At 72.0% G+C, this 13,811-nt stretch carries 14 protein-coding genes and 2 tRNA genes; 5 read left to right on the top strand and 11 right to left on the bottom strand.

What is annotated here, in order from left to right:
* Window positions 1-42: 42 nt before the first annotated feature.
* The 7 genes from AB0761_RS21905 to AB0761_RS21875 form a co-directional block, all read right to left on the bottom strand.
* A complete protein-coding gene (locus AB0761_RS21905) occupies window positions 43-1,449 on the bottom strand; it encodes an MFS transporter (RefSeq protein ID WP_377270800.1) in 1,407 nt (468 codons plus the stop codon).
* A 72-nt stretch (window positions 1,450-1,521) separates the two neighbouring features.
* A complete protein-coding gene (locus AB0761_RS21900; protein WP_377274256.1) occupies window positions 1,522-2,064 on the bottom strand; it encodes a TetR/AcrR family transcriptional regulator in 543 nt (180 codons plus the stop codon).
* Window positions 2,065-2,119: 55 nt separating this feature from the next.
* The gene (locus AB0761_RS21895) at window positions 2,120-2,548 is read right to left on the bottom strand and encodes a MaoC family dehydratase (protein ID WP_377270799.1); all 429 of its coding nucleotides are present in this window, start codon (window positions 2,546-2,548) and stop codon (window positions 2,120-2,122) included.
* Between the two features lie 8 nt (window positions 2,549-2,556).
* Window positions 2,557-3,009: a MaoC family dehydratase N-terminal domain-containing protein gene (locus AB0761_RS21890; RefSeq protein ID WP_377270798.1), complete on the bottom strand. Its 453-nt coding sequence runs from the start codon at window positions 3,007-3,009 to the stop codon at window positions 2,557-2,559.
* A gap of 89 nt (window positions 3,010-3,098) precedes the next feature.
* Window positions 3,099-3,263: a 50S ribosomal protein L33 gene (rpmG, locus tag AB0761_RS21885; RefSeq protein ID WP_004571794.1), complete on the bottom strand. Its 165-nt coding sequence runs from the start codon at window positions 3,261-3,263 to the stop codon at window positions 3,099-3,101.
* An 82-nt stretch (window positions 3,264-3,345) separates the two neighbouring features.
* Window positions 3,346-3,418 (bottom strand) — tRNA-Met (locus AB0761_RS21880).
* Between the two features lie 29 nt (window positions 3,419-3,447).
* Window positions 3,448-3,520, bottom strand: a tRNA-Thr gene (locus AB0761_RS21875).
* 198 nt (window positions 3,521-3,718) lie between these two features.
* Between AB0761_RS21875 and AB0761_RS21870 the strand changes: the two genes are divergently transcribed.
* Complete coding sequence (locus AB0761_RS21870) at window positions 3,719-5,002, top strand: amidohydrolase family protein (RefSeq protein WP_377270797.1); 1,284 nt, start codon at window positions 3,719-3,721, stop codon at window positions 5,000-5,002.
* Between the two features lie 208 nt (window positions 5,003-5,210).
* Window positions 5,211-5,882 carry an NAD(P)H-binding protein gene (locus AB0761_RS21865; protein WP_377270796.1) on the top strand — a complete coding sequence of 224 codons (672 nt, stop codon included), beginning with the start codon at window positions 5,211-5,213 and terminating at the stop codon, window positions 5,880-5,882.
* Between the two features lies 1 nt (window position 5,883).
* Here AB0761_RS21865 and AB0761_RS21860 read toward each other — a convergent pair whose 3' ends face one another.
* The 3 genes from AB0761_RS21860 to AB0761_RS21850 form a co-directional block, all read right to left on the bottom strand.
* Window positions 5,884-6,435 carry a GNAT family N-acetyltransferase gene (locus tag AB0761_RS21860; protein ID WP_377270794.1) on the bottom strand — a complete coding sequence of 184 codons (552 nt, stop codon included), beginning with the start codon at window positions 6,433-6,435 and terminating at the stop codon, window positions 5,884-5,886.
* Window positions 6,436-7,136: 701 nt separating this feature from the next.
* Window positions 7,137-7,694, bottom strand: a complete 558-nt coding sequence (locus tag AB0761_RS21855; RefSeq protein ID WP_377270792.1) for an STAS domain-containing protein — start codon at window positions 7,692-7,694, stop codon at window positions 7,137-7,139.
* Window positions 7,695-7,772: 78 nt separating this feature from the next.
* The gene (locus AB0761_RS21850; protein ID WP_377270791.1) at window positions 7,773-8,477 is read right to left on the bottom strand and encodes a histone deacetylase; all 705 of its coding nucleotides are present in this window, start codon (window positions 8,475-8,477) and stop codon (window positions 7,773-7,775) included.
* Window positions 8,478-8,809: 332 nt separating this feature from the next.
* On the opposite strand from AB0761_RS21850, the gene AB0761_RS21845 reads away from it, so the two are divergent.
* From AB0761_RS21845 to AB0761_RS21835, 3 genes are all read left to right on the top strand, one after another.
* Window positions 8,810-9,499, top strand: coding sequence for a hypothetical protein (locus AB0761_RS21845; protein WP_377270790.1), 690 nt, complete (start codon window positions 8,810-8,812; stop codon window positions 9,497-9,499).
* A gap of 73 nt (window positions 9,500-9,572) precedes the next feature.
* A complete protein-coding gene (locus AB0761_RS21840) occupies window positions 9,573-10,088 on the top strand; it encodes a SigE family RNA polymerase sigma factor (RefSeq protein WP_377270789.1) in 516 nt (171 codons plus the stop codon).
* A complete protein-coding gene (locus tag AB0761_RS21835; protein WP_377270787.1) occupies window positions 10,085-10,849 on the top strand; it encodes a hypothetical protein in 765 nt (254 codons plus the stop codon). The genes AB0761_RS21840 and AB0761_RS21835 overlap by 4 nt, the downstream gene beginning before the upstream one ends.
* Window positions 10,850-11,116: 267 nt before the next feature.
* Here AB0761_RS21835 and AB0761_RS21830 read toward each other — a convergent pair whose 3' ends face one another.
* On the bottom strand, window positions 11,117-13,504 hold the full coding sequence (locus AB0761_RS21830; RefSeq protein ID WP_377270786.1) for a lamin tail domain-containing protein: 2,388 nt from the start codon (window positions 13,502-13,504) through the stop codon (window positions 11,117-11,119).
* Between the last annotated feature and the right edge of the window lie 307 nt (window positions 13,505-13,811).

The raw sequence follows: 13,811 nt of genomic DNA, 5'->3' as shown, positions 1-13,811 counted from the left end.
CGGGGCGGAGCGGGGCGGGCGGCTGCCGGGCCGGGCCGGGGGTCAGGCGATCGGCTGGAGTACGGGGGCGGACTCGGACTCGGCCGGTACGACGGCCCGGCGTCGGGGGACCAGCAGGGCCGCGACCGCGGCCAGGGCGATGGCCGCCGAACCGGTCCACAGCGCCGGGACCAGGCCGTCGGTGAAGGCACGGCCCGAGGTGTAGCCGCCGTGGGCGGAGAAGACGGCCGAGAGGACGGCCACCCCGAGGGCTCCGCCGAGCTCCCGCAGGGCGTTGTTGGCGCCCGAGGCGATGCCCTGCTCGGCGGGGCTGACGCTGGCCATCACCAGGTTGGCGGTGGGGGCGAAGAACAGCGCCATGCCGACACCGCAGACGATCAGCGCGGGCACCTGGGCGGAGTAGGAGACGTCCGGCGAGGCGATCACGGCGAACATGGCCAGTCCGGACGCCTGGAGGGCGAGGCCGAGGGCGACAACGGGGCGGCCGCCGATGCGGTCGCTGAGGATGCCGGCGATCGGCGCCACCAGCATCGGCATACCGGTCCAGGGCAGCATCCGCACTCCGGCCTGCATCGGCGAGTAGCCGCCGACCCCCTGCAGGAACTGGCTGAGCAGGAAGATCGAGCCGAACATGCCGAGGAACATCAGCAGGCTGGCCGCATTGACGGCGGAGAAGGCACGGCTGCGGAAGAGCCGCATCGGCAGCATCGGGGTGTCCGTGCGCAGCTCCCAGCCGACGAAGGCGGCCAGCAGGGCGGCGCCGGCGGTCAGGCCGGTGAGGACCCAGGCGCTGGTCCAGCCGTCGGCGTTGCCGCGGACCAGGGCGTAGACGATGCCGAAGAGGCCGGCGCTGGCGAGGACCGTACCGGGGATGTCCAGGCGGCTGCCCGAGCCGTGGCTCTCGGAGAGGCGCAGCCGGGCGAGCGGCAGCAGGACGAGGCCCACGGGGACGTTCAGCCAGAAGATCCACTGCCAGGAGATGTGCTCCACCACGGTGCCGCCGATCAAGGGGCCCGTTGCGACGGCGAGGCCGTTGACGGCGCCCCAGATGCCGAACGCCATGCCGCGGCGCTCGGCCGGGACGGCGGCGGTCAGCAGGGTGAGGGTGAGCGGCATCAGGACCGCCGCGCCGACTCCCTGGACGGCGCGGGCTGCGATGAGCTCGCCCATGCCGGGGGCGAGGGCGGCGGCCGCGGAGCCGAGGGTGAAGACGGCGATGCCGGTGAGGAACATCCGGCGGCGGCCGAAGCGGTCCCCGAGGGCGGCGCCGGTCATCAGCAGCACCGCGAAGGTGAGCGTGTAGGCGCTGACCGTCCACTCCAGGTCGGAGAGGCCACCGCCGAGGTCCTCCCGGATGGCGGGGAGCGCCGTGGTGACGACCAGGTTGTCGAGTGCGGCCATGAAGCCGGCGAGGCTGGTGATGACCAGCGCCCAGACCATCTTGCGCATGGAGTTGCCCCCTGAGTTAGTTATTAATCAATAACTTTTTGGGTCCGAAAAAAGCCCGGCCCGGGCCGCGGATCAGCCGCCGCAGCCCAGCTCGAAGCCGTCCCAGACCCGTTCCGACGCCGGGAAGCCCAGCGACACCAGCACATTGATCAGCATTCCGTAGGCCATGAACTGGGTGGCCTCGCGAGTGTCGGCCCCCATCCGCAGATGCACCCAGTCCCACAACTCGGCCCAGCAGGGCCGGATCGCGGCACCCAGGCCGCCCTCGCCCGCCGCCTCGGCCGAGGCGACCGCGACATAGATCTGCATCTGCAGCAGGAGCATGTCGCGGTCGCCGTCGATGAGCCGGCGGTACTCGGCCGCCAGGGCCTCCGGCACCTGCTCGGGCGCCAGCCCCTCGGCCGCGCGCTCGAAGGCGCTCCGGGTCTCCTCCAGGCAGCGCGTGGCCGCGGCCACGAAGATCGCCTGCTTGTTGGGGAAGAGCCGGAAGAGGTACGGCTGGGACACCCCGACACGGCGGGCGATCGCCTCCGTGGAGGTGCCGCCGTAGCCGCCCCGGGCGAACTCGGTGACTGCGGCCCGTACGACGCTCTCGCGTCGCTCGTCCGCGCTCATCCTTGCCATGGAGTTAAGTTATTGGTCAATCACTAACTATGTCAAGGGCGGCACGTCAGGCCAGCTGGACCACGGCCCGGGCCATCCCCAGCACCTTCTGACCCGCACTCACCGCGGTGAGGTCCACCCGCACCCGGCGCCCCTCCAGCTTGGCCGCGACCTTGCCGGTCACCTCCACCAGCGCACCGGTGCCGTCGTCCGGCACCACCACGGGACGGGTGAAGCGCACCCCGTAGTCGACCAGCGCGCCGGGGTCGCCCAGCCAGTCGGTGACCACCCGGGCCGCCTCGGCCATGGTGAACATGCCGTGGGCGATCACATCCGGGAGGCCGACCTCACGGGCGAAGCGCTCGTTCCAGTGGATGGGGTTGAAGTCGCCCGAGGCCCCCGCGTACTGCACCAGCGCGGCCCGGTCGACCGGGAAGGACTGCGCCGGCAGCTCACTGCCGACCTCGATCTCGTCGTAGTCGATGCCTGTCGCCATCGCTCGGCTCACTCCCCCGCGGTGGCGCGCGCCACCAGCGTCATGAACGACGTCACCACATGGTCGCCGCCGGACTCGTGCACCTCGCCGCGGACCGTGAGGATCTCATTGCCCGCCATCGACTTGATGGCGTCGATGGTCACCGTGACGGACAGCCGGTCGCCGGCCCGCACCGGGCGGGTGTAGACAAAACGCTGGTCGCCATGGACCACCCGGGTGAAATCCAGTCCGAGCTCCGGGTCCTCCACCACCTGGGCGGCAGCCCGGTAGGTGATCAGGAAGGGGAAGGTCGGCGGGGCGATCACCTCGGGATGCCCCAGCGACTTGGCCGCGTCGGGGTCCCGGTAGGCGGGGTTGGAGTCGCCGACGGCGTCGGCGAACTCACGGATCTTCTCCCGGCCCACCTCATAGGGCGGGGTGGGCGGGTAGGACCGCCCGACGAAGGAGGGGTCCAGCGGCATAACGGCTCCTTGGATACGGAAGCGTCAAACGACTCCAGGCCGTCCCCGCTGGGGGGACGGCCTGGAGCCGAAAGGCCTGACGATAGGTGTCAGCGGGTCTCGCGGTGCGCGGTGTGAGCGTTGCAGCGCGGGCAGTGCTTCTTCATCTCAAGACGGTCCGGGTCGTTGCGCCGGTTCTTCTTGGTGATGTAGTTCCGCTCCTTGCACTCCACGCAGGCCAGCGTGATCTTCGGGCGGACGTCAGTGGCAGCCACAGGAGTGCCTTCCTCGGACAGACGGATGAACGCAACAAGAGTAGCCGATCGGGAGCGGGTCCCCCCGACCGGCTACGCGGGGTAGCGGTGACCGGACTTGAACCGGTGACACAGCGATTATGAGCCGCTTGCTCTACCGACTGAGCTACACCGCTTAGATGACCAGGACGAACCTGTTCACCAGAGCCCCAATACGGAATCGAACCGTAGACCTTCTCCTTACCATGGAGACGCTCTGCCGACTGAGCTATTGGGGCGGGCCGAAGAAGAGATTACACGGTTCCGGGCCGAAGGTGAAATCCGTATCCCGCCCGGAAGATCGCAGGCCAGAGAGGTGGCGTCCGCCGGCGCACGCCCCGGACCGGTACGACTAATCACCGCCTCCCGCCGTGGCCGCCGGGAGCCGCCTAGGCTCGGCCCAGCCGCACACCGCGGACGGCGGGAAGGAGCCGGGGATGCCATCGGACGGCGCGCCGACCGCCCTGCTGCTGACCGGGGCCCGGCTGCTGGACGGCCGGGTGGTCGACGTCCGGATCAGCGGCGACCGCATCCAGGCGGTGGGCACCGCAGGCAGCCTCGGCGGGCCGCCCCCGCCGGCCGGGACCACCCCGCCCGGCCCCCGCGTCGACCTGCGCGGCTATCTGCTGCTCCCCGCCCCCAGCGAACCGCACGCCCATCTGGACGCCGCGTTCTCCGCCGCACTGCCCGGCCCTCCCCCGGACGACTCCCAGGCCCTGCTGCGCCGGGTCACCGAGGCCGCCCTCACCGGCCTGGGCTACGGCGCCACCGCCCAGCGCACCCATGTACGGATCGGCGATGTGCACGGGCTCACCCGGCTGGAGACCCTGCTCCAGGCCCGCCGGGCACTGCTCGGCCTGGTGGAGCTCCAGACGGTCGCGATGCCCCGGGTGCTGACCGGCGCCGCCGGCGAGACCGAGCGCGGTCTGCTGCGGGAGGCGCTGAAGATGGGCGCCCACGCCGTCGGCGGCTGCCCCGACCTGGACCCCGACCCGGCCGGATATGTGGAGGAGCTGGTCGGCATCGCCGGTGAGTTCGGCTGCCCGGTGGACCTGCACACCGACGGCGGAGACCCCGCCCGGCTCACCCGGCTCGCCGGGGCGCTGGGCGCGGTCCGGCCACGCGCCGCCATCGGCCCGTGCACCCGGCTGGGCCGGCTCCCCCACGAGACCGCGGCCCACTGCGCCGACCGGCTGGCCGCCGCCGGCGTGGCCGTGGTCTGCCTGCCCCAGAACGGCACCTGCACCGGCTCGGGCACGGGCGCCGATCCCGGTCCGGGCGCGCCGCCGCAGCCGGGAGGGACCCCCGCGCCCGCCTTCCGGCCCGCATCTGCGCGGATGCTGCGGCGCGCCGGAGTGGCGGTGGCGGCCGGCAGCGGGGCGCTGCGCGACCCCAGCAACCCGGTGGGGCGGGCCGACCCGCTGGAGGCGGCCTTCCTGCTGTCGGCGACCGGGGCGCTGGACGCCGAGGCCGCCTACGCCGCGGTGAGCTCGGACGCCCGCGCGGTGCTGGGCCTGCCCGAGGTGCGGGTGGAGGCGGGGTTTCCCGCGGAGCTGCTCGCGGTGCGCGGGGACAGCCTCACCGGGGCGCTGTCCGGCGGGCACAGCCGGCTGGTGGTGCACCGCGGCCGGGTGGTCAGCCGGACCAGCGCGGTACGGGAGTTCGCCGACACCACCGCTCTCGCGGTGCCTCGCCAGGCCCGGCTCGCGCCTCCGGACTGATCCGCCGGACGGCGCGCCCGACGATCACCCCTCCGGACCAACGCCGCCGCCTACCGTACGGCCGACCGGGGTGCTTCGGGGGGCGGGGCGAGGCGTGCCGGGAGGCCGGTGGGGGGCGTGCCGGGGGCCCGGTGGGGGGAGCGCTTGGGCGGGACGCGGGCGGCGGTCCCGGATGAGGATCCCGGGCGCAGACCATAGGCTCGCGACCATGCGTATCGTCATCGCCGGCGGACACGGGAAGATCGCCCTACGACTGGAGCGGCGGCTCTCCGCCCGTGGAGACTCGGTGGCCGGGTTCATCCGCAATCCGGCCCAGGCCGAGGATCTGCGGGCGGTCGGCGCCGAACCGCTGGTACAGGACCTGGAGAAGTCCTCCGTCACAGCGGTGGCCGAACTGCTCACCGGCGCGGACGCGGTGGTCTTCGCCGCCGGCGCCGGGCCCGGCAGCGGCGCGGCCCGCAAGGAGACGGTGGACCGGGATGCGGCGGTGCTGCTCGCCGACGCGGCCGAAGAGGCCGGAGTGCGCCGCTATCTGATGATCTCCTCAAGGAGTGCGGACGCGCGGGCCGCCGACGGGGCCGACCCGGTCTTCGGCGCCTATCTGCGGGCCAAGGGCGCCGCCGACGACGCGGTACGGGCACGCGCCGGTCTGGCCTGGACGATTCTGCGGCCCGGCCGCCTCACCGACGGCCCGGGCAGTGGTCGCGTCCGGCTGGCGGAGTCCACCGGGCCGGGCGAGGTGGACCGCGAGGACGTGGCCGCCGTGCTGGAGGCCCTGCTGGACGCCCCCGACACCGCGGGGCTCACGCTGGAACTGGTGGCCGGCGGCACCCCGGTGGCGGACGCCGTCGCCGACGCCGCGGCCCGGCAGCGGGGATGAGTCAGCCGGGAGAGCCGGGCTGCAGCTCCCGCTGGTGGTGCACGACCAGCTCCCCCCAGTCGTCGATCCGGGCCCTGCCCGTACGGCGGAAGCCGGTCGCACGGTAGAGGCGGCCCGCGACAGCGTTGTCGGCGTGCGCCCACAGCTGGGCACGGCGGTAGCCGAGGGCGGACGCGCGGACGATGATCCCCTCCATCAGCAGTCGGCCCACATGCCGTCCCCAGTGGTCGGGGTGCACCGAGAGCAGCGCGAGGTGCAGCAGGCCGGGGACGGGCGGTCCGGAGCCGTCGTCCTCCCGGCCGGCCTCGCCGAGGATGGTGCCGATGACGGGCGGCGGCAGGGATCCGCCCGGTCCGGGGTCGTACGGGGAGCCGAAGTCCTCGGCGATCAGCAGCAGTCCCGAGGGGTCGGACATCCGGGCCAGGGCCAGATCGTGGCGTTCCTTGGGCAGCGCCCTGCCGTTGCGGCGGACCAGGTGGGAGGCGTACCAGACCTCGGCGGCGGCCGCGACGTCCGTCAGCCCGGCCTGGCGCACCACAACGGCCTCCCCCACCCCGGCCTCCCCTCCGAGCGTGCGTTTTCCCCGCGTGTCCCGCTTTCTACCATGCCGTGCCGTCATATGCGGGGTGAACGTTCCACCGGGAGAACATATTTGACGGGCTGTCAGCATGAAGGCAGGGGTCGGCGCGGTCCGGGCGGGCCACCTCGGCGGGCATACTGCGCAGCGCCGGACAGGCCTGCCCGGCCCCCAGCGGTGCCGACCCGCACGGACCGCCGAAGGCCGGGCCGGGTGCGGCGGCCGGGTCTCATGTACCGGCCGGTGGCGGGGTGGACGGTGAGCGGCCCGACCCCGGCGGGTCAGGATCACGGCCGCCGGAGCACCGGCAGCCCGCCGAGCCATGCCTCGCCCAACGTGACCCCCAGGAGCTCGGCACCAACCCTGCGGCTGGCCCCGTCAGCATCACGCTGCACGGCGATCGACCGCCGCCGTCCCGGGCCGTAGCGCCGTACGGAGCAGCGAGCAGGGGCGGGCGGCGCTGACCGGCGGACCGTCGGCCACACCCGGCTGGGACGGCACCGACCCCGCGACTGCCGGTCCCGCCGCGACCAGCAGCTCCACTCCCGGCGCTCCCGGCACCTCCGGCACTCCCGGCACCTCCGGCGCTCCCGGCGCTCCCGGTGCTCCCGGTGCTCCCGGCGAGTGGGCGACCACGGCAACTGGCTCCCCACAGCCCGGCTGCGGCCCCCGGAACCTCACCGCAACGCCACGCCGCCCCTGCCCGCGCGCCCCCGTACCGGTCCCGACCCGGCGGCCCCGGTCTGCTGGACCGTCCCGATCTCCCGTCCCGGGCTGCCCAGCGGGGTCTCCCGCCCCTTCCCGGGTTCCCCGGCGTCCTCGGTCTCCGGCGTCAATATGAGCCCCACGGTGTCCGGCAGTGGTCCGACGGCGTCCGGCAGCACTCCCGCACGGGGTGCGTCCAGGCTCGGCAGCACCCCGATCACCTCCGCGATCCGGGTCAGCGCCAGCAGCTTCAGCACCCGGGGCTCGGTGACCATCGCCGTCACGGTGCCACCCCGCCGACGCGCCCGCCCGGCCGCCTTCGCCAGCGGCCCGAGCCCCGCGCAGTCGGCGAAGGTCACCTCCCGCAGATCCACCAGCAGATCGCAGCCGGGATGGCCGTCGGTGGCCTCCCGCAGCAGCCGGTCGACGAGCGGAGCGCTCACAAGATCCAGCTCGCCCCGCAGGACCACCACGGACCCGAAGCAGGGCGGAGAGGGGGGAGGATCGGAGGAAGGCGGGACACCGCGCATAGCCGGCTCCTCTCGCCGGAGGCGACCCCGGCCGACAACCGCCCGGGATCCGATCGTGTGCTCACCAACACAACCCCGTCAAGGGCGCCGGGAGCCCTCCGGTCGGCCCACAGGGAGATCCAGGTCCGCGATCAGCGCCGCAACCTCCTCCGGCCGCCAGCAGCCGGCCGCCCCCGGGCGGCTGCTCAGATAGCGCGCCACCCTCCCCACCGGCCAGCCGTGGGCCTCCACCAGCCCGGACGCCAGATACCGCAGATACGCGGCCGCCGGAGGGCGCCACTCCACCTCCCCACTGCGCCACGGCGCGGTGAAGGTCAGCACCGGGTAGCCGTCCAGCAGCCCGGGGCACACCAGGGTCTCGTACCGGCCCGGACCCAGCTGGGCACGCCCCGTCGCCGACACCTGGGCCAGATCCAGATCCGCACCGGGCATGCGGTACATCTCCTGCGCCACGAGGTCGGAGAACTGCCCGGCGGTGAGCAGATAGGCCCGGGCCGGCATCTCACCGGGGTCCCCCGGGTCGTAGAAACCCATGCCGCCGGTCCACGCCCCGGACTCCAGCGCAAAGTACAACCGCCCCGGCAGCACCACCGGCAGCATCCGGCCCGGGCGCCGGGGATCCCGGCAGCCCGGATAGGTCCGCGCCCCGTCCGGCGGCCTGCCGCCGGCCAGGTAGTACAGCAGCCGCTGCAGATGCATGTTGGAGCCGTACGCGGCGTACCAGACGTGGTGCGCTGTGGCCGGTCTGCCACCGAGGCGCTCGGGTCTGCGCGGAGTGCTCATGGTGAGCATGCGTACCCAGGGGTGCGGCCGGATCCCGGCGACCGGGCATGACCGCGAGCCCGCGCGGCAGCACGGAGCCACGCCCGCAGCGGGCCGGGGGCTGTGCCGGCAACTCCTCCTCGGGCACGCTCGGATGCATCGGATGCACCTGTCATCGATGTTTCCGGGGGCGTGCAACCCACGTCCAGCGTTTGGGAGTACCTACGGGCGGACGTCCGAGCGGCGGCCACCACTTCCGGTGGCCACCGCAGGCCGGCACGCGGGCCCGGTGTGCCGGCCGTCCAGGACCGCCCCGCCTCACGCCGGGCGGCACAGTGAAGGAGAAACGCTCCGTGACTCTCAGTCTTGCCAGGAAGGTCGGTGCAGCGGCCGCCACCGTGGTCGCGGTCGGAGGGGTCGCACTCGGTGCCTCCGCGGTCGCGGCCACATCGGGTCCGGCCGTGCACCCGGCCGCCGCGCCCGCTTCCGCACCCGTCTCCGTCAAGGCGCAGCCGGTTGCCTCCGCTCGGCATCAGGCGCCGCAGGTGGTCACGCAGGTGATCGGCAAGGGCCGGCTGGACGGTCAGCGCTGGTCGGTGGCGCTGGAGTTCCACCGGACACTGCCCAAGGGCTTCACACCGCCCACCCTCCCCGACGGAACCACAGTGCCCGGCACCTCACTGCTGTGCCAGCGCATGACCATCAACGGAGTCCGCATCGACCACCAGGGCGGACCCTGGGCCGACTGCCAACCCGTCACCGGCACCCACGACCCCCACCCCGCCGGAGAACTCGGCCTCTGGGGCCTCCACGACAAGGGCACCACCGGCACCCGCCTCATGGTCGCCAACCCCGAACCCAACGTCGCCTACGCCATCGTCACCCTCACCGACGGCACCCACCTCAAGGCCACCACCGCCACCGTCCCCGGCACCACCTACAAAGCCTGGGCCGTAGCCATCCCCAACGGCAAGACCATCGCCACCGTCGACCAGTACAACACCCACCACCACCGCCTCAGCCACGACACCGACTGGCGCTGACCACCGAAGACGAAGGACGGGCACTCCTGCCGTGCAGCCAACTGACCGCCGGGCCGCAGGCGACGGACCGCGCATGGAGTTCTCAGCGTTCGTCGCCGCGCGATGGCGGGCGCTGACCCACACCGCGTACATGCTGACCGGGGACTTCCACGAAGCGGAGGACCTGGTGCAGACGACGCTGATCCGGGTCTACCCGCACTGGCAGCGGCTGCAGCCCGAGTTCGCCGAGCACTATGTGCGCCGGGCACTCGTCAACACCAACCGCAGCCGCCATCGCCGCCGCAGGATCGCCCATCTCCTTCTTCCGACGCTGCCCGACACCCGCCCCGTCCACGACGACGGGGCGGGTGCCGGCGGCGTGGACGCCCACGACGCCCTGGCCCGTGTGCTCGCCGACCTGCCCGAGCGCCAGCGGGCGGTCGTGGTGCTGCGCTACTGCGAGGACCTGTCCTGCGAGGAAGTGGCGGACATCCTCGGCTGCTCGGTCGGCACCGTGAAAAGCCAGGCGTCCCGGGCCCTGGCCAAACTGCGCACCCATCCGGCCCTCGCCCCCCACTACCTGCCCAGCCGCGTTGGAGACGCACGATGACACGCGACCACGACCCGGACGACTGGCTGCGCACCGCACTCGCCCGATCACTCGACGCCCACCCCTCGTCCCCCGCCCCCGTCGACCGGATTCTGACCGCCGGACGCGCCCGCAGAAAGCGCCGGCGCGCAGGCGCGGCCACCGTGGCCGCCGCCGCCTGTGTACTCGCGATCAGCCTGGCGGTTCCACTTCTGGGGCCGCACCGTACCGTCAGCCCTGCGCCGCAGGCCTCACTCACAGCGGGCCCCACGCCGACACCCGGCACGGTCACCACCAAGGTGGGCGACGCGGTGTTGCACGGTCAGCGCTGGTCGGTGGCGCTGGAGTTCCACCGGACACTGCCCAAGGGCTTCACACCGCCCACCCTCCCCGACGGAACCACAGTGCCCGGCACCTCACTGCTGTGCCAGCGCATGACCATCAACGGAGTCCGCATCGACCACCAAGGCGGACCCTGGGCCGACTGCCAACCCGTCACCGGCACCCACGACCCCCACCCCGCCGGAGAACTCGGCCTCTGGGGCCTCCACGACAAGGGCACCACCGGCACCCGCCTCATGGTCGCCAACCCCGAACCCAACGTCGCCTACGCCATCGTCACCCTCACCGACGGCACCCACCTCAAGGCCACCACCGCCACCGTCCCCGGCACCACCTACAAAGCCTGGGCCGTAGCCATCCCCAACGGCAAGACCATCGCCACCGTCGACCAGTACAACACCCACCACCACCGCCTCAGCCACGACACCGACTGGCGCTGACCACCGCACCGCCCCGATACCCCGCACGTCCGCTGGAAGCCGCTCCTAGGTGTGCGGGGCGTGTCCGCGCCAGTCGGCTGAACCGTGCATTCCGGTCCGGGCACGCCCAAGGAGTCATGCCCTCGCTCTACCCGATGAACGCGACACGGCACGGAGCGTGGCGGCCGTGGAGTCGACGCGACGTGCGGACGGATCCCGGCCCCTGCCGGGGCCGGGGCCGGGATCCGTCCGGTCGGTCATTCACTCGACGGGGCGACCGTCACCCGGTCACCCGATTGCCGTCCACGGCCCGTACGGGTCGCCCGGCGTCTGATTGCGGGTGTACCACTTGGCCTGGTACGTCCGCCCCCGGTAGACGGCGATGTCACCGGCCTCGAAGATCCTCGACGCGGTCCACACCGGGGTGCCGTCCTCGGTCGTCGCGATCTCCTGCCACGGCCCGTACGGGTTGCCCGGCGTCTGGTTCTGCGTCCACCACGACGCCCGGAAGAGCTTGCCCTGGTAGCCCACCGTGTCGCCGGTGTTGTAGACCTCCGAGGGGCTCCAGGTGGCGTAGCTGTTGATGGTGATCGCGGGCAGGGCGACGGTGTAGACGTTTCCGAGGGTGTCGGTCAGGCTCGCCACCGTGGTCGCGGCCTGGGTGGCGGTGACGTCGACCGGGGCCGGGCAGGGCTGCTGCAGGACGGCGTCCTGGTTGGTACAGAGGAAGTTCGCCGTCACCGGAGTGGTGTAGGCGCCCGAGGCGTTCGTCACGGCCGGAGTGGCGGTGTCCTGCTGGGTGTACGAGACCGTGACCGTGGCGCCGACCTGGCCCGCGATCGGGGTGTTGCAGTCCGCCTTGGCGGTGCGGATCGCGTGGCCGGCGTCGTCGGCGTCGTCGGACCACCACACCGAGCGGGTGTTGCTGGCCGGGTCGCATTCGCTGGGCGGCTGGACGGTGAAGCCCTCGTTGTTGATGTTGGCCCCGCCGGTCGGCCGGTTGTAGACCGTGGTGACCTGGAAGTGGCCCTGGTTGGTGTCACCGGCGGTGGTGTCGAGCTTCACGATCGAGGTCTGGCCGTCGCAGCCGTTGTCGCAGTCCAGCCAGAGGGCCTCTTGGGACGGGTCCCACGCGGCGTCCATGATCTGGCTGAAACCGCTGGAGAATGCGGCCAGACGCTGGAAGGCGCCGTCGGCCTGCAGGACGTACGCGTAGAGACTGCCGTCCTTCTCCAGACCCGCGACGAAGACACCGCCGAAGTGGTCGCCGTACTGGCTGGGGTCGTACAGGGCGCCGGCATCGGTCTTGAAACCGTTGGCCACCAGGTAGCTGTCCGGGATGAACGTCACGGCTTCGAAGCCGGCATTCGCATCGCCCGAGGCCAGGTTGAAGTCGGGCTCGAGGTCCCACTCCGTCGTGGCGTTCAGGGCGCCGTCGGCAATCCGGCTGGGGTCGTACTCCAGGATCGAGACACGCGAGACGTTGTTGTTGGAGTTGTCGCGCTCGGTGGAGATGAACGCCTTGCCGCCCACGGCGGTGACGCCTTCGGAGTCGGGCTGGCCGCTGCCGTCGGGGTAGTGCAGTTTGACGCCCTTCTCCCAGCCGGTGGCCGGCCCCCAGTTCCCACTGGCGTCCTGAACGAGCTTGAAGAGGCTGGACTGGCCGGTGTTCAGTGGCGAACCGGAGTCACCGTTCTCGACGCCCCACATGTAGTCCTGGGCAGGGGTGGCGCCAGGCACGTAGAACAGGCCGGACATGTTCTGCCCGAAGTCGGTGTCGTCCGCGGTCGTCACGTCCTGCGGGCCGGGCCACGCCTGAGCGGTGAGGCCGGTCCCGCCGTCACCCCCGGGCGGGGGCGTGCTGCCGTCGCAGACGTTGGCGGCGCCCGGCGTGAGCGTGGTGGGCGTGGCCCAGTTGTCGGAGCCGTCGGGGCAGCGGGCGATCTCGTTCATCGAGGTGTTCCAGCTGTAGCGGTCGACGTCAACGTCGTTCGGGAAAACGATCGCCGCGTCATCACCGCTCTTGCCCAGCCCGAAGGTCGGGCTGTAGGAGAACCAGTTGCTGGGGGCGATATAGGTTCCGGCCGGCTGTACATCCCTGTCGCTGGCCCTGTTGTCGGAGAAGTAGTACCCGGACAGGTCCAGGGTGGCCGGGCCGGAGTTGTAGAGCTCGATCCAGTCCGGCGAGCCGTTGGCCTCGATCTCGTTGACCTTGAGGTGGGACTGGATGTCCGTGGTCACCTCGGCCGGGGTGGGGCAGTCGTTGGCGGCGCCGGGGGTCACGGGGACATCGACCACGTCCATGACTCCGCTGGTGCTCGCACAGCGGGAGAAGCCGTTACCCATTGAGGCGTTGGCCGCATTCCAGTACATCTGGTCGACCAGAGTGGTGCCGTCAGCGAGGTACAGGCGCGCGGCGTCGGCGGGGTTGCCCAGACCGTAGTTGCCGGCGTGCTTGGAATCCCCGACCTGGATTTCAACACGGCCCCCGGCGGGGATCACAGTGCCGGAGTCGATCACGAAGTTGTCGGAGTCCTTGTCGTCACGCAACACCCACCCGGAGATGTCCTCGGGGCCAGTGCCGTTGTTGGTCAGCTCGATGTAGTCGTTGGCCGGGCCACCGGCGACCTTGCCACCGTTGGGGTACGCCTCGCTGATGCGAATATCCGAAGCCACACCCGGAGACGTGGTGCCGTCGTCGGCATACGCAGCCCCCGCCGTGAACGTCCCCACGGACAGCGCCGACACCGTGAGCGCCGACACCGCTAGCGCGAAGTGGCGCAGCCCACGTCCGTGGCCGGCCGTGTGCTGACGTTGAAATGCCGAATTCACCAACAGACTCCCACCCTTTTCAACTCTCGACCGGATCGCAGAACCTGCCCCGTCAAAGTTGCTCTTCGCCCCTGGCGTCCTGATCTGCGAGGGGTCAAAATTCCCCACCCGCACGGATGTACGAATTAGGAATGATGAACGCCCGATGAAC

The organism is Peterkaempfera podocarpi (assembly GCF_042466665.1).
Classification (GTDB): domain Bacteria; phylum Actinomycetota; class Actinomycetes; order Streptomycetales; family Streptomycetaceae; genus Peterkaempfera; species Peterkaempfera podocarpi.
Note: the sequence above shows the minus strand (reverse complement) of the source record. Positions and strands in the feature narration are given on the sequence as shown.

Bases quoted from the DNA above. Each gene is read 5' to 3' on its own strand.
- AB0761_RS21905 (WP_377270800.1), bottom strand. From the start codon at position 1,449: ATGCGCAAGATGGTCTGGGCGCTGGTCATCACCAGCCTCGCCGGCTTC.
- AB0761_RS21900 (WP_377274256.1), bottom strand. From the start codon at position 2,064: ATGAGCGCGGACGAGCGACGCGAGAGCGTCGTACGGGCCGCAGTCACC.
- AB0761_RS21895 (WP_377270799.1), bottom strand. From the start codon at position 2,548: ATGGCGACAGGCATCGACTACGACGAGATCGAGGTCGGCAGTGAGCTG.
- AB0761_RS21890 (WP_377270798.1), bottom strand. From the start codon at position 3,009: ATGCCGCTGGACCCCTCCTTCGTCGGGCGGTCCTACCCGCCCACCCCG.
- AB0761_RS21870 (WP_377270797.1), top strand. From the start codon at position 3,719: ATGCCATCGGACGGCGCGCCGACCGCCCTGCTGCTGACCGGGGCCCGG.
- AB0761_RS21865 (WP_377270796.1), top strand. From the start codon at position 5,211: ATGCGTATCGTCATCGCCGGCGGACACGGGAAGATCGCCCTACGACTG.
- AB0761_RS21855 (WP_377270792.1), bottom strand. From the start codon at position 7,694: ATGCGCGGTGTCCCGCCTTCCTCCGATCCTCCCCCCTCTCCGCCCTGC.
- AB0761_RS21850 (WP_377270791.1), bottom strand. From the start codon at position 8,477: ATGAGCACTCCGCGCAGACCCGAGCGCCTCGGTGGCAGACCGGCCACA.
- AB0761_RS21840 (WP_377270789.1), top strand. From the start codon at position 9,573: ATGGAGTTCTCAGCGTTCGTCGCCGCGCGATGGCGGGCGCTGACCCAC.
- AB0761_RS21835 (WP_377270787.1), top strand. From the start codon at position 10,085: ATGACACGCGACCACGACCCGGACGACTGGCTGCGCACCGCACTCGCC.